Consider the following 21,454-nt stretch of genomic DNA (forward strand, 5'->3'; position numbering starts at 1 on the left):
GAACACGCACACACCATCACTTCTGGCACACTCGCCAGCCGCTCCGGGGCAACCGTTCCATCTTATCTCCTGCCGCTTCCCGGCGCAAACCGGGGCGATCAGGACATCTCGAAAGCATCGAACCAAGTTCGGTATTCTCGGGAAGTTCAGGCGCCTGCGTCCAACCTCGTGTCCCCCGCCTTCCGGCCGGGGTCGGTGTCCGTGTCGCTCTGACCTGGAATAAGTTACGCGACGGGAAACGGAGCGTCAAATCCCCAGGTCACAGGCATCCGGCATGTAAAATCCGCTGGTGGCCCGCGCTGCGCGCGGGCCACCGGACCGGATTTCGCCGAATTACGCCGGTGTGACCCGCCGCACGCTAGTTCGACAGCACCTTGATGCCGGCGAAGTTGCGCTTTCCACGGCGAATTACGAGCCACGTTCCGTGCAGCAGATCGGTCGGTGCGGGGGCCCAGTCCTCACTCGAGATCTTCTGGTTGTTCACCGACGCGCCGCCTTCCTTCACGGTGCGGCGTGCCGCACCCTTGCTCTCGCACAATCCGCTGAGAACCAGGAGGTCGACGATGCCGGCGGGCTCCCCCGGCGCAAGTTCCGCGACGGACGCCTCCCGGAGGGCGGCACCGAGCGTCGGCTCGTCCAGGTCCTGCAGTTCTGCGCGGCCGAACAGTGCCTGGCTCGCGAGCTCCACGGCGCGAGTGTTGGCTTCGCCGTGCACGAGAGTCGTCATCTCGGCGGCGAGCCGGCGCTGCGCCTCGCGTGCATGCGGCCGCTCGGCCGTCGCCGTCTCCAGTTCCGCCAACTCCTCGGCCGTGAGGAAGGTGAACCACCGCAGGTACTTGATCACGTCGGCGTCGCCGGTGTTCACGAAGTACTGGTACCACGCGTAGGGGCTCGTCATCTCCGGGTCGAGCCACAGGCTTCCGCCTCCGGTCGACTTCCCGAACTTCTTGCCGTCCGCCGACGTGACGAGCGGGACGGTCAGACCGTGCACCGACTCGGCGTCGATGCGACGGTTCAGTTCGACGCCGGCGATGATGTTGCCCCACTGGTCGGATCCGCCGACCTGCAGCGAGCAGCCGTGACTGCGCCGCAGGTGCAGGTAGTCGTTGGCCTGGAGGAGCATGTAGCTGAACTCGGTGTAGGACATGCCGTCGGATTCGAGGCGCCGCTTGACGGTGTCTCTCGCGAGCATCACGTTGACGGAGAAGTGCTTGCCCACGTCGCGCAGGAAGTCGATGGCCGACAGCTTGCCGGTCCAGTTCATGTTGTTCTCGATGATCGCGCCGCTCGGCGAGTCGTCGAAGTCGACGAAGCGTTCGAGCTGACCCCGGATCCGATCGGCCCATTCGGCCACGGTGTCGGCGGAGTTCATCGTCCGCTCACCGACGTCGCGGGGATCGCCGATCAGACCGGTCGCTCCACCGGCCAGCACGATGGGGCGGTTACCCGCACGCTGGAATCGCTTCAGCGCGAGCAGGGGCACGAGATGGCCGGCGTGCAAACTCGGTCCGGTTGGATCGAAACCGGCATAGAGCGTGACCGGTCCGGCGTCGAGATCACGACGCAGCGCGTCCAGATCGGTTGATTGGGCAATGAGCCCGCGCCAGGTCAGTTCATCGATGATGTTCTCAGTCACGGGTTCGATCATCCCATCTGCTCGTCGGCGGGCATCGCACGCGGGCTTCTCCGGTACGCGGATACCGCCGGCGACTCCGGAATCCAGAAGCGCCACGGCCGGTCGGCGGCCGTGCTGACACCGACACGGGGGCCACTCACCCAGCCGTCCGACTCCGCGACCTCCAGTCGAACCGGCGAATCGTGCTCGAACAACGCCGCACCGTTCTCGGCGAGGGTTACGCCGGTCGCGGACCCCAGGTTGCCGGGACCGCGCGCCCAATCCGCAGGTCGCGTGACGCGGGGCCGGCGCGCCTGAACCGTCGCGCAACCGTCGAGCACTTCGCCTGCCCGGAGAAGCACCCCGCCCGCGCTTCCGACCGGCCCGTACGACACGTTCATGCAGAAGTGCATCCCGTAACTGCGGTAGACGTACAGGTGCCCGGCCGGGCCGAACATCACCTCGTTGCGCGGCGTCCTCCCTCGGTAGGAGTGCGATGCCGGATCGGGCCACGGGCCGTCCTTCTCCCCGCCGTACGCCTCCACTTCGACGATGCGGATGCGGACGTCTCCGACGATCAGCATGGATCCGAGAACGATTCGCGCGGCATCGACGGGTTCCGCCCGGTCAAGTCGATCGATGGTCACGTCCCGATTCTCCACAACCGTTGACGACGCCACCCCGACGGTCGCATAATTCATCAAGCAATGAATTCACCCAGTGATGAATTGAGGCCCGCCATGACCGGCAGCCCGGCGATCGACATCCGAGATCTGCACGTGCGAAGAGGCAAGAACGAAGTGCTGCACGGCATCGACGTCCAGGTGCCGAGCGGATCCATCACCGGCCTCCTCGGACCCTCCGGCTGCGGAAAGACCACGCTGATGCGGTGCGTGGTCGGCACGCAGATCGTGGAATCGGGGACGGTCACGGTGCTGGGTTCCCCCGCAGGCTCGGTCTCGCTGCGAAGCCGCGTCGGATATGTCACCCAGTCACCCAGCGTGTATTCCGACCTCACGGTCAAGAAAAACGTGGCCTACTTCGCCGCGCTCTACGGTCAGCCGTCGAACGCGGTCACCGAAGCCGTCGACGCGGTGGGCCTGACCCGCTTCGCAACCCAGAAGGCGGCAGATCTGTCGGGAGGACAGCTGGGACGGGTCAGCCTCGCCTGCGCACTGGTGGCACGCCCCGAAATCCTCGTCCTCGACGAGCCGACGGTCGGCCTGGACCCACTCCTGCGCGTCGAACTGTGGGAACGGTTCGACGCTCTCGCCGACGCCGGTACCACCCTGCTCGTGTCGAGCCACGTCATGGACGAGGCCGAGCACTGCGCTTCGCTCCTCCTCATGCGCGACGGCTACGTTCTCGCGCAGGTCTCCCCCGGCGAACTCCGGGAGCAGACCGGTGAGGCGAGCCTCGAAGACGCCTTCCTGAACCTCATTCGCGCATCACATGTCGGGAGCGAGAACTGATGAACGTCACGATCTTCGCGGCCACTGCGGGCCGGATCCTCGCGCAACTGCGGACGGATCACCGCACCGTCGCCATGATTCTGGTGGTACCCAGTCTGCTGATGGTGTTGCTGTACTTCCTGTATCAGAACGTTCCGGCGCCACCCGGTCAGCTGTCGCTGTTCGAGCGCGTCGCGATCACGATGCTCGGCATCCTGCCGTTTGTCGTGATGTTCCTCGTCACGTCAATCGCGATGCAGCGCGAACGGACGTCGGGAACACTCGAACGCCTGCTCACGACCCCGATGGGCAAACTCGACCTGCTCGGCGGCTACGCGGCGGCGTTCTCCACGGCCGCAGCGGCGCAGGCGGCGCTGGCCTGCGTCGTCTCGTTCGGATTCCTCGGCCTCACCACCGAGGGCAGCGTGACGTGGGTGCTGCTGATCGCCGTGCTGAACGCGATACTCGGCGTCGCCCTCGGCCTACTGTGCAGCGCCTTTGCGCGCACCGAGTTCCAGGCGGTGCAGTTCATGCCGGTGGTCGTGGTGCCCCAGCTGTTCCTGTGCGGTCTGCTCGTTCCGCGAGATCAGCTCCCCACGTGGCTCGAGTGGATCAGCAACGTCCTCCCGCTGAGCTACGCGGTCGAGGCGCTGCAGCAGGTCGCCACCCATCCCGGGGCGACGGGGCTCATGTGGCGCGACCTGGCGGTGGTCGCCGCCTTCGCGCTCCTCGCACTGTCGCTGGGCGCCGCGACCCTGAGGCGTCGCACACCATGACCGGCCCCGCGACACGCGCGGACGCCACCCCGGGTCTGCGCACGGGTCGACGCCCGGGCAACCCGGACACACGGTCACGAATCCTGGCGAGTGCACGGAAACTGTTTGCACAGAACGGCTTCGACAAGACCAGCGTGCGCTCCGTGGCCACCGGAGCCGGCGTCGACTCCGCCCTGATCCACCACTACTTCGGAACCAAACGAGAACTGTTCCTCGCCTCGGTGGACATTCCCGTGGATCCGACGCAGGTGATCGCTCCGGTGCTCGACATTCCGACGGGCGAGGTCGGTAGTCACCTCGCCCGGGCCGTCTTCTCCGTCTGGGAGTCGCCGCACAAGCCCGCCGTGGTCGCGGCGTTCCGGTCCGCGATGGCGGGAAACGAACCCAATCTCATTCGCACGTTCCTGCTGGAGGTCGTGCTCCGAGACCTCGGACCGCGCGTCGACGAGCCGCCGGGAACCGGGATGCTGCGCATGCAGCTGGTGGCATCCCAGATGGCCGGGGTTCTGGTGACGCGGTACATCCTCGAATTCGAGCCACTCGCGTCGCTGCCCGTCGACGATCTCGTCGCGATCGTCGGACCGACGTTGCAGCGCTACCTCACCGGTGCTCTGCCGGTGTGATCGGGCTCGCCTGAGTCCGGTGTGATCAGGCCTCGCCGGCAGCCCGGGCGAGCAGCGTCTCGTGCTCGTCCGCGCCGACGTCCCGGGCCTCGTCGATGAGGAGGACGGGAATCCCGTTCTCGATGGGGTAGGCCCGCCGCAGGCGAGGGTTGTAGAGCAGCTCGTCGCCGACCAACAGCAGAGGACCCTTGTCCTGTGGGCACGCGAGAATGCCGAGCAACGTCGGATCAATAACCACGGAAGTCCTCTCCAACCGTTCGGGTGAGCAGTGTCAGGTTACCGCGCACCGGCAGACACCCCGGCGGAGCCGTTCTGAAACTCCGCGGCCACTGCCTTGGTCAGTCGCTTGTACTGCTGCGATTCCGGATCGGTATACCACACACGGGTTCCCGGCTTGGGCAGTCCGGCCGCGCTCAGCGCCTCGGCATTCGGACGGTACGAGGACCCCAGCGGGATGTCCTCCACCACCTGGATGATGTCTGGTCGCAGCGCGGGAGGAAGCACCTCGAAGGCGTCGGAGATTTCCGCCAGCCTCGGCGCCCGCCCTTCGCGGAGGGTGAACGCGACCACGGCCAGTGTCCGGCCGCCGACCTCCACCCCGTAGGCAACGGCGAGGTCGACGCGATCGACGGACACGAGCGCATCGACGATCGGCTGGGTGAACACGGCTCCCCGCGGAGTCGCGATGACGGTCTTCCTGTGGTCGACCAGCCAGTAGTCCCCGTCGGCGTCGCGACGGAAGAGGTTCTCCGTCGGAATCCAGGCGTCGCCCGCGGCAAAGATTCCCCGCATCGCGCCGCCGGACATCTCGGCGTGCACGCCCGCCCTGCCGAGAAGCAGACCGACCTCGTCGTCCTGGCATTCCCGGATGAACCCCTGCTCGTCCTCGAGCAGCCGGCCGGCGATCGGGTCGTAGGCCGCGAGCCGGACCTCCGCGCTCCCCGGGAGGGGGCGCCCCTTTGCCCCGACCTTCGCGCCTGCGACATTCGCGAGAACCACGTCGCCCTCGGTGGAGGCGTAGAACTCGAGGACCTTCGCCGGTGCGAACCGCTCCGTGGTGCGACGCCACAACCCCTGCGGCATTCCGGATCCGATGAAGAGCCGGACGGGGTGACTGCCGTCGAGCGCGAGGTTCTCGGCGTCGAGGATCTCACGCATCATCGTCCACGTGTAGCTCACCACGGTCACCCCGTAGCGGTGGACTTCCTCGGCGAACCGCTCGGGATCGACTCCGCGTGAGAGCGCGATCCGGGAGCCACCCGCCACGGCACCACCGATCGCGGCCAGCAGACTCGACGAATGATGCAGGGGTGCAAGGCAATACACGGTATCGCCGCGGTCCAGATCGGCGGCCGAGGCCGTTCCGAACGCCGACAGCGCCCACCGGTAGTTGGTGATCTGCTTCGTCTCCCAGTGGCCGTTGGACTCACTGCAGATGATGAATGCCAGTTCACGAGCGAGACCGGGATCAGGCCGGTACCAGCCAGGCAGTGTCACGGCGGCGGGGTCGATCTTCTCGAGGTCCACGACGTTCGCCGACGGATCCACGTCGAGTTCGCGCTGGTCGCCACCGCCCAGAACCAGGACCTGCATCCCGGTCGCGATCGCCGCGTCGAGATTCTCCGGGTCGGTGACGATGCGTTCGACACCGTCGATGCGGATCGCGGTGTGGACCTCCCGACCCGGGGGCAGCAAGACAGCCACCGCACCGAGACGGGACAGCGCCGCGATGGCGGCGAGCGCACTCGGGCGCGTCTGCATCACGACGCCGACGTGGGCGGCGGGACGGACACCGGCCTGGATCAGGCCGCGCACCACGTTGTCGATCCGCTGATTGACCGCCGCGTAGGTGTGGACGCGATTGTCGAAGAGGAAGCACTCACCGCCCGGCGCCTTCCGACCCTGCTCGGCCAGCAACCGGCTGAGCGAGATCTGGGTGTGGGGCTGGATCTGACCGAGCCGGGCCAGCCGCGGCAGCGCCCGCGTGGCCTCGCCGGACAGTTCCACCGTTCCTCGCAGCGCCCCCGAAGCGAAATCACTGATCCCTTTGCCGACACCGACGCCGACCTCGGCGACCGATGCCACGGTGTGAATGATGCGGTCGCTGATGGAGACTCCGGATTCGCTGCCGAAATGTTCGTCGTAGCGCATGAGCTCGATAGTGGTGGGCCGCGGCCCGAGACCCTCGTTCCACAGCACCCACTTCCCGGTCGTGGGCCACGTGTGGGTCGCCGCAGCCGAACCGACGACGAGACCGAAATGTCCTGCCCGCAAAGTTGATTCGTACACATTCGCGCGTGGGGCGGCCCGGCGGATACCGCGGACGGCCAACGGCTGACCGATGTCGTCGACCTCCCCGACGAACGCGAGGATGGGGCAGGTCAACTCCGCGAGCGACACCACCTGGTCCTTGATCACGAACCCGCCGGTCATCATGCGGTTGTGCACGATGAACTGCTTGAGCAACTCCGCAACAGCCGGACCGGACCACGCCACCCAGCCCTCGGTCGCGAGGAACCGCCGCTGCTGCTCCCGCGGCAACAACGCTTCCCGGTCGTGCAACTGACGCAGGAAGTCGAGCCTCGACTTCAGTGTCTTGACGGGATCGAGGAGCTGAAAACCGGTGCGCGCCATCCACCCCGACACCGCGAGCCGGTTGAAGACGTGGTCGGCGAGGAAGCCGGCAGCGTCGGTGGCGAACCCCGCCGGGATACCGAACGGCAACCCGGCGAGCGTGTCGACCGGACTGCCGAACGTCACGAGGCCGGCGATGTTGCGACTGCGGCGGTACGCGGCGGCCTGGTAGGCGAACATGCCACCCTGCGAGTATCCGGACAGGTAGACGTCGCGACCGGTGTGCGCCCGCACCTGGTCGATGGTCTCGCTGATCGCGACGATGTGGTCGGCGAGATTCCGATCCCACCCGCCCTCTTCGGAATCCGGCGATCCGAAGTCGACCACCCACGGGTCGATCCCCATCGAGTGCAGGATGCCGACTGCGCCCTGATCGCGGGTCACGTCGTAGACGTCGGCCGACATCATCATCGGCGGGACCAGAACGATCGGGGGCCCGGCGTCGGCAGGGTCGGTGTCGGGGAAATACCTGCGGAGCCGATACATCGGTGCGCGTTCGACCACCTCGAACGGCGACGTGGTGAGGTCCGTCTCGAGTCCACCGAGGCGAACTACCTCCAACCCGTTCTGCGCCGTCGCCACCACGCGACGGATCGGGCCCATCACCGTTTCGGTATTCAGTCCCACGAACACTCTCCCAGACTCTCGAACCGTGACGCACGTCTCACTGCCGCCCGCCCTCACCCTACTGCGCTCGACGCGTCACACAGCCCCTAATCCGGGGCGTCCGACACGGGCGTCATCGACACCACTCACGCAGTGACTCGGACAGCTGACGGACCCCGCCCAACTGTTCGGCCACACGGATACCGGCCGTACCGCCGCGGGCGTTACGCGAGGCGATCGAGCCCTCGACGGTGAGCACCTCCCGCACGTCCGGAGTGAGCGCCGGGTCGACCCCGGCGAGTTCGTCGTCGGTGAGATCCTCGAGTCCGACGCCCCGCGCCTCGGCAACGCGGACGCACGCCCCCGCCGCCTCGTGCGCGACCCGGAACGGGACGCCCTGACGAACGAGCCACTCGGCGATGTCGGTGGCCAGCGTGAATCCCGCCGGTGCCAGTTCCGCCATTCGGTCCGTGTGGAATTCGAGAGTGGAGACCAGTCCGGTGATCGCCGGGAGAAGCAACTCGAGCTGCGCCACCGAATCGAAGACCGGCTCCTTGTCCTCCTGCAGATCCCGGTTGTACGCGAGAGGCTGCGCCTTCAGAGTGGCCAGCAGACCGGTCAGGTTGCCGATCAGCCGCCCGGACTTGCCGCGGGTGAGCTCGGACACGTCCGGGTTCTTCTTCTGCGGCATGATCGACGAGCCGGTCGACCAGGCGTCCGCGAGCGTGATGTAGCCGAATTCCGGAGTGCTCCAGAGGATGACCTCCTCGGCCATCCGCGACAGGTCGACGCCGATCATCGCGAGCACGAACGCCGCCTCGGCCGCGAAGTCCCGCGACGACGTGGCGTCGATCGAGTTCTCGGCCGACGAATCGAAGGCGAGCTCCGCGGCGATCGCCTCGGGATCGAGTCCGAGTGACGAGCCGGCCAGCGCTCCGGAACCGTACGGCGACACGGCCGCCCGCACGTCGAAGTCCCGCAGCCGCTGAACGTCGCGGAGCAACGGGTGCGTGTGTGCCAGCAGGTGGTGCGCGAGCAGCACCGGCTGCGCGGCCTGCAGGTGGGTCTTGCCCGGCATCACCGCGGAGGGGTGCGCCGCGGCCTGCGTCGCGAGTGCGTCGACGACGTCGAGGACACCCGCGGCCACGCGGCGGACGGCGTCCCGCAGCCACATCCGGAACAGCGTCGCCACCTGATCGTTGCGCGAACGCCCGGCGCGCAGGCGTCCCCCGACCTCGGGACCGACCCGATCGATCAGGCCGCGCTCGAGCGCCCCGTGCACGTCCTCGTCGGATTCGCTCGGGACGAACTCGCCGCTCGCGACGTCGGCCGCGAGCCTGCCGAGACCGTCGAGCATCGCCGCCAGGTCGTCGTCACCCAGCAGGCCGGCCTTGTGCAGCACCCGGGCATGCGCCTGGGACGCGCGCACGTCGTACGGAGCCAGCACCCAGTCGAAGTGGGTGGACTTGCTCAGCGCCGCCATGGCGGCGGCCGGTCCGGACTCGAACCGGCCGCCCCAGAGGGCTCCTTCGTTGGTGCCGTGAGCACTCATACCTAGAGGCCCAGATCGCGCTTCGCCGCGACCTTCGAGGACAGTCCGTGGATCTGCACGAAGCCCTTGGCGTAGGACTGGTCGAACGTGTCGCCCTCGTCGTAAGTGGCCAGGTTGAAGTCGTACAGGGACTGGTTGCTGCGGCGGCCGTTGACGATGATCGCACCGCCGTGCAGCACCAGCCGGATGTCGCCGGAGACGCGTTCCTGCGTCTTCTCGATGAACGTGTCGAGCGCGACCTTGAGCGGGGAGAACCAGAGGCCGTCGTAGACCAGCTCGCTCCAGCGCTGCTCCGTCTGACGCTTGTAACGGCCGAGCTCGCGTTCCTGCGTGACGTGCTCGAGTTCCTGGTGAGCGTTGATGAGGACCATGGCTCCGGGAGCCTCGTAGATCTCACGGCTCTTGATGCCGACGAGACGGTCCTCGACGACGTCGAGGCGCCCGACGCCCTGAGCGCCGGCGCGGCGGTTGAGCTCCTGGATCGCTTCGAGGACGCTGACCGGCTTGCCGTCGATCGCGACGGGGCGGCCGGCCTCGAAGCTGATGATCAGCTCGTCCGGGGCCTGCCAGTTGACGGTCGGATCCTGCGTGTAGTCGTAGACGTCCTTGGTCGGCGCGTTCCACAGGTCCTCGAGGAACCCGGTCTCGACGGCGCGGCCCCACACGTTCTGGTCGATCGAGAACGGCGACTTCTTGGAGACGTTGATCGGGATCTCGTTCTCCTCGGCGAACGCGATCGCCTTCTCACGGGTCCACGCGTAGTCGCGGACCGGTGCGATCACGTCGAGGTCGGGAGCGAGCGATCCGAAGCCGACCTCGAACCGGACCTGGTCGTTGCCCTTGCCGGTGCAGCCGTGCGCGACCGTGGTGCCGCCGTGGGCACGCGCCGCCTCGACGAGGTGCTTGACGATCAGCGGGCGGCTGATGGCCGACACGAGCGGGTAGCGGTCCATGTAGAGGGCGTTGGCCTGGATGGTCGGCAGGCAGTATTCGTCGGCGAACTCGTCGCGCGCATCCACCACGACCGACTCGACCGCACCGCAGTCGAGTGCACGCTGACGCACGACCTCCATGTCCTCGCCGCCCTGGCCGAGATCGATGGCGACAGCAACAACTTCCTTGCCCGTCTCCTTGCCGATCCAGCTGATGGCGACTGAGGTGTCCAGCCCGCCCGAGTAGGCGAGTACGACGCGATCGGCCATGGTCCTTGTGCTCCTTAGGTTGAAGATCTGTAGAGATGATTCAGTTGTCAGGCGAGGGATTCGATCTTGGCCGCGAGTTCCGCCCCGCTCAGCGGCTCGCGTGCCACTACGAGAATGGTGTCATCCCCCGCGATGGTTCCCACGACGTCAGGTAATGATGCCCGATCGAGTGCACTCGCCAGATAGTGCGCTGCCCCCGGGGGAGTTCGCAGCACCGCCATGTTGCCACTGGCATCGGTCGACACCAGTAACTCCCCCAGCAACCGCGACAGCCGGTCGGTTCCGCCGGAGACGCCGCGGACGGGATTTCCGTCCTCGGGCACCACGTAGACCCCGGCGCCGCCGTCTGCGGCGCGAAGCTTCACGGCACCCAGTTCTTCGAGGTCTCGCGACAGCGTGGCCTGGGTGGCGTCGATGCCCTCGGCCGCGAGCAGCGCCGCAAGTTCGGTCTGGCTGCGGACGGGGTTGTTCGACAGGATCGCGACGATGCGCGCCTGCCGTCCCGCCCGTGTCGGTGCCGTCGCCGCGTTGGCGGCGCGCTGCGGCTGAGCCGCACCTGCACTCTGCGGAGGTGCCGCACTCACGGACGGTCTCCGGTTCGCTGTGCGAGCAGCCACACCAGCAGTGCCTTCTGCGCGTGCAGCCGGTTCTCCGCCTCGTCCCACACGACGCTCTGCGGTCCGTCGAGAACCGCGTCGGTGATCTCCTCCCCGCGGTGGGCGGGCAGGCAGTGCAGGACCACCGCGTCGGCGTCGGCCTTCGCGAGCAGCGCCTCGTTGATCTGGAAGGGGCGGAACGGACCGACCCGGTCGAGCCCGTCGTTCTCCTGGCCCATCGACGTCCACGTATCGGTGACGAGTGCGTCCGCGCCGACGACCGCCGCCTGCGGGTCACCGCTGAGGGTGATGGTCGCGCCGGTCTCGGCGGCCCGCGCGCGGGCCGCCTCGACCACCCACGGGAGGGGTGCGAATCCCTCGGGGCCGGCGATGGTCACGTCGACGCCTGCGGTCACACCGCCCAGCATCAGCGAGTGCGCCATGTTGTTGGCGCCGTCGCCGAGGTAGGTGAGCTTCAACCCCTTCAGCGAACCCTTGCGCTCCACGAGGGTCTGCAGGTCGGCGAGGACCTGGCACGGGTGGAACTCGTCGGAGAGCGCGTTGACGATCGGGACGTCGGCACCCGACGCCATCGCCTCGAGCCGCTTCTGCCCGAACGTGCGCCACACCACGGCGTCGACGTACCGCGACAGGACGCGGCCCGTGTCCTGCAGCGTCTCCTCGCGGCCGAGCTGGGTGCTGCGCCCGTCGACGACGATCGCGTGACCGCCGAGCTGGGCGATGCCCATCTCGAACGAGAACCGGGTACGCGTCGAATTCTTCTCGAAGATCACGCCGACCCCACGGGGACCTTCGAGCGGGCGCTCGGCGAACGGGGCCTTCTTCAGCCTGGCGGCGAGCTCGAGAACCTCGGCTTGCTGTGCAGGGGTGAGGTCGTCGTCCCGGAGAAAGTGTTTCACCACGGTCGTCACTGCTTTCCCGGCTGAGCGGCCGATTGCGCGTTGTCGAGAATCGCGGGCAGCGCCGCGACGAAACCTTCGGCCTGGTCGTCCGTGAGGACCAGGGGCGGAGCCAGCCGGACGACGCCCGGTTGCGCGGCGTTGATCAGGTATCCGGCCTCGCGCGCGGAGTTCTCCACCGCGGGGGCCACGTCCTGGGTCAGGACGATGCCGAGCAGCAGCCCGGCGCCGCGGACGTGGTCTATCAACGGATGTCCGAGACCTTCGATGCCGGCCGACAGCGACTTGCCGAGCGTGTCGGCGCGGGAGATGAGGTCGTCCTCGGCGATCGTCCGCAGCACGGCGAGGGCCGCCGACGCGCAGACGGGGTTCCCGCCGAACGTCGTGCCGTGCTTGCCCGGCCCGAACAGGTCCGCGGCCGCACCGGTCGCGATGCACGCGCCGATCGGCATCCCGCCACCGAGACCCTTCGCAAGGGTCATGACGTCGGGCACTATCCCGACCGCCTGATGTGCGTAGAACCAGCCCGTGCGCCCGATCCCGGTCTGCACTTCGTCGAGCACGAGCAGGGCGCCGCGATCGGCGGTGATCTGCCGTGCGCCCACGAGGTACCCCTCCGGCGGAACGACGACGCCGCCCTCGCCCATCATCGGCTCCAGGAACACGGCCGCGGTGTCGGCGTCGACGGCGCGATCGAGAGCGTCGAGATCGCCGTACGGCACGTGCTCGACACCCGGGGGCATCGGCTCGAACGGCGCGCGCTTGGCGGCCTGGCCGGTGAGCGCGAGAGCACCCATCGTGCGGCCGTGGAAAGAGTTCTCCGCGGCGATGATCTTCGATCGTCCCGTGGCCCGCGCGAGCTTGAACGCCGCCTCGTTGGCCTCCGTGCCGGAATTACACAGGAAGACACGTCCGGGAGCGCCCAGGTGGGAGAGCAGCTTCTCGGCCAGTTCGATCGCCGGCTCGCTGGCATACAGGTTCGACACGTGCCCGAGGGTCGACAACTGCGTCGTGACGGCCTCGATGATCGCCGGGTGTGCGTGTCCGAGGATGTTGACGGCGATGCCGGCGAGGAAGTCGACGTACTCCTTGCCGTCGGCGTCGGTCAGCACCGCTCCCTGACCGCGCGTGAGCGCCACTCTGGGGACGCCGTACGTGTTCATCAGAGCGCCGGACCAGCGCTGCTGGAGTTCCGGGGTTCCGGTCATGAGGCAACTCCCTCGGTAGGTGACGTCGGGCCGGGCGTGACCATCGTGCCGATGCCCTCGCCGGTGAACAGTTCGAGCAGAACGGAATGCGCGACACGGCCGTCGATGACGTGCGCGGTGGGCACACCGCCGCGGACCGCGCGCAGGCAGGCCTCCATCTTGGGCACCATGCCGGCGTCGAGGCTGGGCAGCAACTGCGCGAGTGCGTCGACGCCGATCTCGGTGGCCAGCGAATCGCGGTCCGGCCAGTTCGTGTACAGCCCTTCGACATCCGTGAGGACCACAAGTTTCTCGGCGCCGATGGCCTCGGCGAGCGCGGCGGCGGCGGTGTCCGCGTTGATGTTGTGCACCACACCGTCCGAGTCGGGGGCGATCGTGGACACCACCGGAATTCGGCCCGCGCGGATCAGATCGAGGACCGCCTCCGGGTTCACGGTCGTGACGTCGCCGACGAGACCGATGTCGGTCGGCCTGCCCTCGACCATCACGGTGCGCTTGGTGGCGGTGAACAGGTGCGCGTCCTCGCCGGAGATGCCGACGGCGTACGGTCCGTGCGCGTTGATCAGTCCGACGAGTTCGCGGCCGACCTGGCCGAACAGCACCATCCGGACGACGTCCATGACCTCGGGGGTGGTGACGCGGAAACCGCCCTTGAATTCACCTGTCATGCCGAGCTTTCCGAGCATGGCATTGATCTGGGGGCCGCCGCCGTGCACGACGACCGGCTGAATTCCGACCGTCCGCAGGAACGCCATGTCGGCCGCGAATGCCGTCTTCAATGCGTCGTCGACCATGGCGTTGCCGCCGTATTTCACGACGACGACCTTGTCGCGGAACTGCTGCAGCCACGGCAGCGCCTCCGCCAGGACGTGCGCCTTCTGGTGATCGGTGATGCCGCTGAGTGCCTCGCTGGTCGCTGTCATGACGAATACGCCGAGTTCTCTTCGACATACGCGTGCGAGAGGTCGGTGGTCCGGATGGTCACCGCGTGTTCGCCGAGACCGAGGTCGATGTCGAGGGAGATGTCGATGTCGCTCAGGTCCACGTCCCGCGCACCCGGTGCGCCGACGCCGTCGACGCAGACGGGGGCGCCGTTGAACGACACCGAGATCTTGTCGGGGTCCAGTTCGATCGGCGCGATGCCGATTGCGGCGAGCACCCGGCCCCAGTTGGGGTCGGATCCGAACAGTGCCGTCTTGACGAGGCTGTCCCGCGCCACCGTCCGGGCGCCGATCAGGGCGTCGTCCTCGCTGACCGCGCCGCTCACCGTGACCCGCACCCGCTTGGTGACGCCCTCCGCGTCGGCCATCATCTGATCGGCCAGATCATCGCAGACGGCCGTCACGGCCGCGTTCAGTTCTTCCTGGGTCGGTGTCACGTTGCTCGCACCGGACGCGAGCAGCAGCACCGTGTCGTTGGTCGACGTGGCGCCGTCGACGTCCAGCCGGTCGAACGTCACCCGGGTCGCCGCCCGCAGCGCGGCGTCGAGTTGCGCGGCAGTCGCGACGGCGTCGGTCGTCACCACGCACAGCATCGTCGCCAGCGCGGGGGCCAGCATGCCTGCGCCCTTCGCCATTCCGCCCACGTTCCACTTGTCCGCATGGTGCAGGGCGGCCTGCTTCGGCACCGTGTCGGTGGTCATGATCGCGTACGCGGCGTCGGTGCCGCCCGAGATTCCCCCGGCGAGTTCGTGCACGGCCTCCGTGACACCGGCAAGGACCTTGTCCATGGGCAGGCGGTCGCCGATCAGACCGGTGGAACACACCGCGACCTCGACGGCGCCGGTCTCGGTTCCCCAGTTGCTCAGCGCGGACGCCACTTCCTCGGCCGTCTTGTGCGCATCCTGGAACCCGCCTGCACCCGTGCACGCGTTGGCCCCACCGGAATTGAGCACGACGGCGCGCAGCCTGCCCGTGGTGAGCACCTGCTGCGACCACAGCACGGGGGCGGCCTTCACCTTGTTCGCGGTGAAGACGCCCGCCGCTGCAAGCTCGGGTCCCTCGTTGACGACGAGAGCCAGGTCGGCGTTGCCGCTCGCCTTGATACCCGCCTTGATCCCGGCCGCGCGGAAGCCCGCGGGCCCCGACACTCCCTGGGTTCGGACCAGGGTGCCGCCGGCGACCTCCCGGGTCGGATGCGGATCGATCGTGCTGTCACTGCTCACGGGGCAACTCCCACTGTCGAGAGACCGGCGGTCTCGGGTAGTCCAAGCGCAAGATTCATCGATTGCACCGCTCCCCCGGCGGTGCCCTTCGCAAGATTGTCGATCACCGCGACCACGACGATCTGACCGGCGTCGGCGTCGACCGTCACCGCGATCTGGACCGCGTTCGATCCGACGACGGCCCCGGTCTGTGGCAGCACGCCCCGGGGCAGCACGTGCACGAACGGCTCGTCCGCGTAAGCCTTTTCGTAGATCGCGCGCACCTCGTCCTCGGACGCGGTGGTGGCCGCGGTGCACGTGGCGAGGATGCCGCGCGGCATCGGCGCCAGCACGGGGGTGAACGACACGGTGACGCGCTCACCGGCGAGTTCGGAGAGGTTCTGGATGATCTCCGGGGTGTGGCGGTGCACGCCGCCCACACCGTAGGCACGGACCGAACCCATCACCTCGGAGCCGAGCAGATCGGCCTTGGGTGCGCGTCCCGCGCCGGAGGCGCCGGTGACGGCGACGATCGTGACCCGGGGTTCGACGACACCCGCCGCGACCGCCGGAGCCATCGCCAGGCTCGACACCGTCGGGAAACACCCGGGGACGGCGATGCGGGTGGCGCCGACGAGTTTCTCGCGGGCACCTGGGAGTTCCGGAAGTCCGTACGGCCAACTGCCTGCGTGCGGGCTCTTGTAGTACCGCTCCCAGTCCTCGGCGTTCGTCAGCCGGAAGTCGGCGCCGCAGTCGATGATGACCGTGGACTCGGGCAGCGCCTTCGCGTACTGCGCCGAATTGCCGTGCGGCAGACCGAGAAACACCACGTCGTGCCCGGCGAGCGTCTCGACGGTGGTGTCCTCGAGCACTCGGTCGGCGAGGGGAAGCAGGTGCGGATGGTGCGAGCCCAGAGTCGATCCGGCGTTGCCGCCGGCTGTGAGCGCGCCGATGACGAGCGAACCGTCCGCATACGACGGGTGCCCCAGCAGCAGACGCAGCACTTCGCCACCGGCGTATCCGCTCGCGCCGGCGACGGCAATCCTGATCGGTTTTCCCGCGTGCTCAGTCATACGATTGATTATGCATCATCATGCAAGCTAATACACACCGCGGTCTCTCCACGGGCCGCAATCCGTGGTCACTGCTTGCCGAGCGACCGCCGAATCTCGTCGAGCTTGGCCTTGCCCGCCTTCTCCCGCTTCTCCCACGCCTCGTCCAGCGACTGCCCCGACGGGCTGTCGTGCGCGAGTTCGGAGGAGCCCATCGCCGTCCCGAACCGTCCCTCGATCCGCTCACGCACGCGGTCGAACGTCGGGACCCCACCCGGCGTGTAGTCCGGCTTGGGCACACCCGGTGCGATGTGGGGCACGACCTCCGCGGTCACCGGATCCTCGCCCGGAATCGCCGCACCCACGTCCACCGCCGCGAGGAGCGCGCCGAGGCCCGGACGACCCGCGGCCACCGCACGCACCACCTCGAGGAACTCGGCGTCGGTCAACTGACTCGCCGCCGCCACGACGTCGCGCACTTCGGTCATCGCACCGCTCCTCACCGTCCCGGGCCCTCCACCCAGGCTACGGGTCAGCTGCGCAGTTCGGCACCCACGGCAGCGGACGCCGCAGCCACCGCGGCGTCGCGGGCGGCGCTCGCCTCGTCCTCGGTCAGAGTGCGGTCGACGCCGCGGAATCGCAGCGCGAACGCCAGCGACTTCCGGCCCTCCCCGACCTGCTCACCTTCGAACACGTCGAACAGCCGGATGTCCTCGAGGAGCTCTCCTCCGCCCGACCGCAGGGCCGCCTGGACCTCGGCGGCGGGGACCGCGGTGTCGACCACCACCGCCACGTCCTGAAGAACCGCGGGGAAGGGCGAGACCTTCGGCGCAGGCAGGTTCTCCACCAGCGGCAGGGCGTCCAGATCGATCTCCACGGCACTCGTCCGCGGGGGAAGTCCGGCGCGCTCGAGCACGGCGGGATGCAACTCGCCCGCGTGTCCGACGACGACACCGTTCACGAGCAGCTCGGCGCCGCGGCCCGGGTGCCACGGCAGGTACTGCGTCGCGCGGAACTCCAGTTCGACACCGGCGGCGGCGGCGACCGTCCGGGCGGCGGCGAACGCGTCGGTGGCGTCGGCCGCTCGGCCCTCGCCCCACGGACCACTCGGCTCACGCTGCCCCGTGAGCACCGCCGCCACGTGCACCGGCTGGTCCGGCAACGACTGCAGCAGTGCCGTGATCTGTTCGTTGGTCGGGCGCCGGTCCACCGGCAGCGCCTCGACCGGCTTGGTGTCGGCGCCGGGCAGCACGACCTGCGCGATGCCGAACAGCGACAGGTCGCGCTGACCGCGGGAGACGTTGCGGGCGAGGACCTCGAGAAGTCCGGGCAGCAACGTGGTGGCCAGTTCCGGCCGATCGGATTCGAGCGGGTTGAGCACCGTGCTGGTGTTCCTGCGCGGATCCTCGGGATCCAGCCCCCATGTGTCGAAGATCGCCGTGGGCAGGAAGACCGGAGGCAGGATCTCGACGTATCCCGAGAACGCCAGGGCCCTGCCGACCGCGCGCTTGCGACGCTGCGCCGGAGTCAACCCACGACCCGCGGGGGCTGCGGGCAGCACCGACGGAATCTTCTCGAGCCCCTCGAGGCGCAGCACCTCCTCCACCAGGTCGGCGGGCTGCACCAGATCGGGCCGCCAGGACGGCGGGCCGGCGACGAGCTGACCGTGTCCGCTGTCGCTGACCCCGACCTCGACGTTGCAGCCGATCTGCGTGAGCCGGCGCGCAGCGGTGCCGTTGGGGTAGTCGACACCCGCCACGCGGTCGGGGAGGTCGATGTCCATGTGGATGGGCTCGTGCGGGGTGACCTCACCGATGTCGGTGAGCGCCGGCTCGACCCGCCCGCCGGCGATGTCGACGAGCAGCGCGGCCGCCCGGTCCAGTGCCGCGACGGGGATCTCGGGGTCGACAACACGCTCGAAACGCTTGCCGGCCTCGCTCGACAGCTTGTGCCTGCGCGCGGTCTTGAACACCGCGAGCGGATCCCACGTGGCCGCCTCGAGCAGGATGTCGGTGGTTTCCGAGCCGACCTCGGTGGACGCGCCACCCATGATCCCGGCCAGCGACACGACGCCCGAATCGTCGGCGATCACGACGTCCTCGGGGTCGAGGGCGCGCTCGATCTCGTCGAGAGTGGTCAGCTTCTCCCCCGCCACCGCGCGGCGCACGACGAGTTCGCCGCTGATCTTCGCGGCATCGAACGCGTGCAGCGGCTGGCCCAGTTCGAGCAGAACGTAGTTGGTGACGTCGACGGCCGGCGAGATCGGGCGGACCCCCGACAGCAGCAACCGACGCTGCAGCCACCACGGGCTGACCGCCTTCGGATCGATCCCCGTCACCCGGCGGGCCGCGAAACGCGTCGCCTTCGACTCCGGCTCGACGCGGATCGGCCACGCCTCCCCCTCCGCCGGGTACCGCGCCACCGACGCCGGGTCGGCGAAGTCGAGGTCGAACCCGCACGCCAGTTCACGGGTGAGCCCACGGACGGAGAAGCAGTAGCCGCGGTCCGGGGTGATGTTGAGTTCGATGACCGTGTCGTGCAGGCCCATCAACTCGTTGGCGTCCGCGCCGGGGAGTGCGGTGCCCGGCTCGAGCACGAGGATGCCCGAGTGGTCCTTGCCGATGCCGAGTTCGGCCACCGAGCAGATCATCCCGTCGGAAACCTGCCCGTACGTCTTGCGGGACGCGATGGCGAAACCACCGGGAAGGACTGCGCCGGGGAGTGCGACCACCACGAGGTCGCCTACAGCGAAGTTCCGGGCGCCGCACACGATGCCCTGCGGTTCGGCCGCCCCCACATCCACCTTGCAGAAGCGGATCGGCTTCTTGAACTCGGTGAGTTCGGTGATCTCGAGAACCTTGCCGACCACGAGGGGGCCGTCGACGGGCTCGAGCCGGTCGACTTCCTCGACCTCGAGCCCGACCCGGACGAAACCTGCGTCGAGTTCCTCGGCGGTGACGTCCCAGTCCGGGGTGGCACGCTGCAGGATCTCGGTCAGCCAGGATTGCGCTACTCGCACGTCTGCTCAGCTCTCTCGTTCGTGAAAATGTCGTGACTGTGGTGGGCGGGATCCGGGTGACGCGGGGTCAGCCCTGGACACCGAAGGGCAGCGTGAATCGCACGTCGCCCTCGACGATGTCGCGCATGTCCGGGATCCCGTTCCGGAACTGGAGTGTGCGCTCGAGCCCCATGCCGAACGCGAACCCGGTGTACACATCGGGGTCGATTCCGCAGGCGCGCAGCACATTCGGGTTGACCATTCCGCAGCCGCCCCACTCGACCCAGCCTGCGCCGCCCTTCTTGTTCGGGAACCAGACGTCCACCTCGGCGGACGGTTCCGTGAACGGGAAGTAGTTCGGGCGCATCCGGGTGCGGGTCTCGGGACCGAACAGTGCGCGGGCGAACGCGTCGAGCGTCCCGCGCAGGTGGGCCATGGTGAGGCCCTTGTCGACGGCGAGTCCCTCCACCTGAGAGAAGACCGGGGTGTGGGTCGCGTCGAGTTCGTCGGTGCGGAACGTCCGCCCCGGGCACACCACGTAGATCGGCACCTCGCGCGAGAGCATGGTGCGCACCTGCACCGGCGACGTGTGCGTGCGGAGCACCTGGCGCGAGCCCTCCGGTGCGATGTGGAACGTGTCCTGCATCGTCCGCGCGGGATGATCGGGCAGGAAGTTGAGGGCATCGAAGTTGAAGTGCTCGGTCTCCACCTCCGGGCCCTCGGCGACCTCCCAGCCCATCGCGACGAACACGTCCTCGACCTGCTCGGAGATGATGCTGATCGGGTGGCGAGCGCCCACCGGCTGACGCTGCGACGGCAGCGTCACGTCGATGGCCTCGGCCACGAGGACGGCCGCGTCGCGCTCGGCGAGCAGGACGGCGCGGCGCTCGTCGAACGCCGCACTGATCCGGGTGCGGGCGACGTTCACGCGCTTGCCTGCGTCGGCCTTCTCCTTGCCCGGGAGGGTTCCGAGTCCGCGGCGGGCGAGGGCGATCGGCGACTTGTCACCCATGTGCTCGACCTTGGCCTTCGCCAGGTCGTCGAGATCCGTCGCCGACGCGAACGCCTTCTCGGCGCTCTCCGCTGCCGCAGTCAGAGCGTCTTCGGTGAGCGCACTCGCATCGACCGCGCCGCCTTCGACCCCCGTGGAGGCAGCGCCCTCTTTTTTAGCCACGACCGGTGCCACTCCTTAAGTTCTTCAGTCAACACTCTCGACGAAACCGAAACAGCTCGCCGTCAAATCCTATGCGATCCGATTTTCGCCGTTTCAGCTGTCGGTTCGCTTGCGGTTCTGGACCCGCGCGCTCGAATACAGGCAGATCGACGCCGCCGTCGCCAGGTTGAGGCTCTCGGCCCGACCGTGGATCGGAATCCGCACCCGATGATCAGCTCGCGCCGAGGTGGCTGCATCGAGGCCGTGGGCCTCGTTGCCGAACAGCCACGCCGTGGGGCGGGCCAGCAGTTCGTCGGCGTCGTCCAGATCGACTTCGCCGTCAGCCGCCGTGGCGAGCAATTGAATTCCCGCCGCGCTGATGCTGTCGAGGACCGCAGCGGTGTCCCGTTCACGCACGACGGGAAGGTGGAAGAGGCTTCCGGCGGACGCCCGGACACATTTGCCGTTGTGCGGGTCGACGCTGTCGCCCGCCAGAATCGCTGCGTCCGCGCCCACCGCGTCCGCGACCCGGATGACCGTGCCCGCGTTACCGGGCTCCGCGACAGCCACCGGAACCGCGAGCAGACGAGTTCCGGGGCCTATCGCCTCCGCCAGCGGAACGTCGAGGAGATCGCACACCGCGACGAGACCCGGCGGGGTCACCGTGTCGCTGAGAGCTCGGACCGCCCGGTCCGTCACCAGTGACGTACGGACGCCCGCAGTGTGTGCCCGTTCGATCAGCCTCGAGTACCGCTGCTCCGCGTCCTCGGTGTAGAAGAGGTCGTGCACGGGGCGGGTGTCGAGTGCCTCGCCGACGGAGTTCTCGCCCTCCACCAGGAACCGCCCGACCTTGCGGCGTTCCACGGTGCGCAGCAGCTTGACAGCAGAAACGACCCGTGGGGTGCGCTCGGTGAGCGGGTCCACG

19 protein-coding genes are annotated in these 21,454 nt (G+C 68.4%); 3 read left to right on the forward strand and 16 right to left on the reverse strand.

What is annotated here, in order from left to right; genetic code table 11:
* Nucleotides 1–358: 358 nt before the first annotated feature.
* Nucleotides 359–1,636 (reverse strand): tyrosine--tRNA ligase, encoded by a 1,278-nt coding sequence (gene tyrS, locus AZG88_RS06015; protein ID WP_025432836.1) that lies wholly within the window; start codon nt 1,634–1,636, stop codon nt 359–361.
* 8 nt (nt 1,637–1,644) lie between these two features.
* Nucleotides 1,645–2,316: a DNA-3-methyladenine glycosylase gene (locus AZG88_RS06020; protein WP_061044241.1), complete on the reverse strand. Its 672-nt coding sequence runs from the start codon at nt 2,314–2,316 to the stop codon at nt 1,645–1,647.
* A gap of 39 nt (nt 2,317–2,355) precedes the next feature.
* On the opposite strand from AZG88_RS06020, the gene AZG88_RS06025 reads away from it, so the two are divergent.
* Genes AZG88_RS06025 through AZG88_RS06035 form a run of 3 tightly spaced genes read left to right on the forward strand, consistent with a single transcriptional unit; the run spans nt 2,356 to nt 4,465 of the window.
* Nucleotides 2,356–3,087 carry an ABC transporter ATP-binding protein gene (locus AZG88_RS06025; RefSeq protein WP_025432838.1) on the forward strand — a complete coding sequence of 244 codons (732 nt, stop codon included), beginning with the start codon at nt 2,356–2,358 and terminating at the stop codon, nt 3,085–3,087.
* The gene (locus AZG88_RS06030; RefSeq protein WP_025432839.1) at nt 3,087–3,842 is read left to right on the forward strand and encodes an ABC transporter permease; all 756 of its coding nucleotides are present in this window, start codon (nt 3,087–3,089) and stop codon (nt 3,840–3,842) included. Before AZG88_RS06025 ends, AZG88_RS06030 begins: the two co-directional genes overlap by 1 nt.
* Nucleotides 3,839–4,465, forward strand: coding sequence for a TetR/AcrR family transcriptional regulator (locus AZG88_RS06035; RefSeq protein ID WP_005247352.1), 627 nt, complete (start codon nt 3,839–3,841; stop codon nt 4,463–4,465). The genes AZG88_RS06030 and AZG88_RS06035 overlap by 4 nt, the downstream gene beginning before the upstream one ends.
* A gap of 25 nt (nt 4,466–4,490) precedes the next feature.
* Here AZG88_RS06035 and AZG88_RS06040 read toward each other — a convergent pair whose 3' ends face one another.
* The 14 genes from AZG88_RS06040 to AZG88_RS06105 all read right to left on the reverse strand — a co-directional run bounded on the left by AZG88_RS06040 (nt 4,491) and on the right by AZG88_RS06105 (nt 21,453).
* Nucleotides 4,491–4,703 carry a Trm112 family protein gene (locus AZG88_RS06040; protein WP_005247353.1) on the reverse strand — a complete coding sequence of 71 codons (213 nt, stop codon included), beginning with the start codon at nt 4,701–4,703 and terminating at the stop codon, nt 4,491–4,493.
* Nucleotides 4,704–4,741: 38 nt separating this feature from the next.
* Complete coding sequence (locus AZG88_RS06045; protein WP_082833243.1) at nt 4,742–7,732, reverse strand: acyl-CoA synthetase; 2,991 nt, start codon at nt 7,730–7,732, stop codon at nt 4,742–4,744.
* Nucleotides 7,733–7,838: 106 nt separating this feature from the next.
* Nucleotides 7,839–9,257 carry an argininosuccinate lyase gene (gene argH / locus AZG88_RS06050; RefSeq protein WP_005247355.1) on the reverse strand — a complete coding sequence of 473 codons (1,419 nt, stop codon included), beginning with the start codon at nt 9,255–9,257 and terminating at the stop codon, nt 7,839–7,841.
* 2 nt (nt 9,258–9,259) lie between these two features.
* Nucleotides 9,260–10,459 carry an argininosuccinate synthase gene (locus AZG88_RS06055; RefSeq protein ID WP_005247359.1) on the reverse strand — a complete coding sequence of 400 codons (1,200 nt, stop codon included), beginning with the start codon at nt 10,457–10,459 and terminating at the stop codon, nt 9,260–9,262.
* 47 nt (nt 10,460–10,506) lie between these two features.
* Nucleotides 10,507–11,043: an arginine repressor gene (locus tag AZG88_RS06060; protein WP_005247363.1), complete on the reverse strand. Its 537-nt coding sequence runs from the start codon at nt 11,041–11,043 to the stop codon at nt 10,507–10,509.
* Nucleotides 11,040–11,987 (reverse strand): ornithine carbamoyltransferase, encoded by a 948-nt coding sequence (gene argF, locus AZG88_RS06065; RefSeq protein WP_061044239.1) that lies wholly within the window; start codon nt 11,985–11,987, stop codon nt 11,040–11,042. The genes AZG88_RS06060 and argF overlap by 4 nt, the downstream gene beginning before the upstream one ends.
* Complete coding sequence (locus AZG88_RS06070) at nt 11,984–13,183, reverse strand: acetylornithine transaminase (RefSeq protein WP_061044238.1); 1,200 nt, start codon at nt 13,181–13,183, stop codon at nt 11,984–11,986. The genes argF and AZG88_RS06070 overlap by 4 nt, the downstream gene beginning before the upstream one ends.
* Nucleotides 13,180–14,106: an acetylglutamate kinase gene (gene argB / locus AZG88_RS06075; RefSeq protein ID WP_061697202.1), complete on the reverse strand. Its 927-nt coding sequence runs from the start codon at nt 14,104–14,106 to the stop codon at nt 13,180–13,182. The genes AZG88_RS06070 and argB overlap by 4 nt, the downstream gene beginning before the upstream one ends.
* A complete protein-coding gene (gene argJ / locus AZG88_RS06080) occupies nt 14,103–15,347 on the reverse strand; it encodes a bifunctional glutamate N-acetyltransferase/amino-acid acetyltransferase ArgJ (RefSeq protein WP_061044237.1) in 1,245 nt (414 codons plus the stop codon). The genes argB and argJ overlap by 4 nt, the downstream gene beginning before the upstream one ends.
* Nucleotides 15,344–16,399 carry an N-acetyl-gamma-glutamyl-phosphate reductase gene (argC, locus tag AZG88_RS06085; protein ID WP_005247372.1) on the reverse strand — a complete coding sequence of 352 codons (1,056 nt, stop codon included), beginning with the start codon at nt 16,397–16,399 and terminating at the stop codon, nt 15,344–15,346. The genes argJ and argC overlap by 4 nt, the downstream gene beginning before the upstream one ends.
* 68 nt (nt 16,400–16,467) lie before the next feature.
* On the reverse strand, nt 16,468–16,866 hold the full coding sequence (locus AZG88_RS06090; RefSeq protein WP_061697203.1) for a hypothetical protein: 399 nt from the start codon (nt 16,864–16,866) through the stop codon (nt 16,468–16,470).
* A 44-nt stretch (nt 16,867–16,910) separates the two neighbouring features.
* The gene (gene pheT / locus AZG88_RS06095) at nt 16,911–19,397 is read right to left on the reverse strand and encodes a phenylalanine--tRNA ligase subunit beta (RefSeq protein ID WP_061044236.1); all 2,487 of its coding nucleotides are present in this window, start codon (nt 19,395–19,397) and stop codon (nt 16,911–16,913) included.
* 67 nt (nt 19,398–19,464) lie between these two features.
* Nucleotides 19,465–20,550, reverse strand: coding sequence for a phenylalanine--tRNA ligase subunit alpha (pheS, locus tag AZG88_RS06100; protein WP_005247377.1), 1,086 nt, complete (start codon nt 20,548–20,550; stop codon nt 19,465–19,467).
* A gap of 93 nt (nt 20,551–20,643) precedes the next feature.
* Entirely contained in the window at nt 20,644–21,453 is an 810-nt protein-coding gene (locus tag AZG88_RS06105; protein ID WP_061697204.1) for a TrmH family RNA methyltransferase, read from the reverse strand.
* Between the last annotated feature and the right edge of the window lies 1 nt (nt 21,454).

The sequence above is a fragment of the Rhodococcus sp. LB1 genome (genome assembly GCF_001583455.1).
In the GTDB taxonomy this organism is placed as follows: domain Bacteria; phylum Actinomycetota; class Actinomycetes; order Mycobacteriales; family Mycobacteriaceae; genus Rhodococcus_F; species Rhodococcus_F opacus.

Coding starts and splice junctions, on each gene's coding strand:
- AZG88_RS06020 (WP_061044241.1), bottom strand. CDS start 2,316: ATGAATTATGCGACCGTCGGGGTGGCGTCGTCAACGGTTGTGGAGAAT.
- AZG88_RS06025 (WP_025432838.1), top strand. CDS start 2,356: ATGACCGGCAGCCCGGCGATCGACATCCGAGATCTGCACGTGCGAAGA.
- AZG88_RS06030 (WP_025432839.1), top strand. CDS start 3,087: ATGAACGTCACGATCTTCGCGGCCACTGCGGGCCGGATCCTCGCGCAA.
- AZG88_RS06035 (WP_005247352.1), top strand. CDS start 3,839: ATGACCGGCCCCGCGACACGCGCGGACGCCACCCCGGGTCTGCGCACG.
- argH (WP_005247355.1), bottom strand. CDS start 9,257: ATGAGTGCTCACGGCACCAACGAAGGAGCCCTCTGGGGCGGCCGGTTC.
- AZG88_RS06055 (WP_005247359.1), bottom strand. CDS start 10,459: ATGGCCGATCGCGTCGTACTCGCCTACTCGGGCGGGCTGGACACCTCA.
- AZG88_RS06070 (WP_061044238.1), bottom strand. CDS start 13,183: ATGACCGGAACCCCGGAACTCCAGCAGCGCTGGTCCGGCGCTCTGATG.
- argB (WP_061697202.1), bottom strand. CDS start 14,106: ATGACAGCGACCAGCGAGGCACTCAGCGGCATCACCGATCACCAGAAG.
- argC (WP_005247372.1), bottom strand. CDS start 16,399: ATGACTGAGCACGCGGGAAAACCGATCAGGATTGCCGTCGCCGGCGCG.
- AZG88_RS06090 (WP_061697203.1), bottom strand. CDS start 16,866: ATGACCGAAGTGCGCGACGTCGTGGCGGCGGCGAGTCAGTTGACCGAC.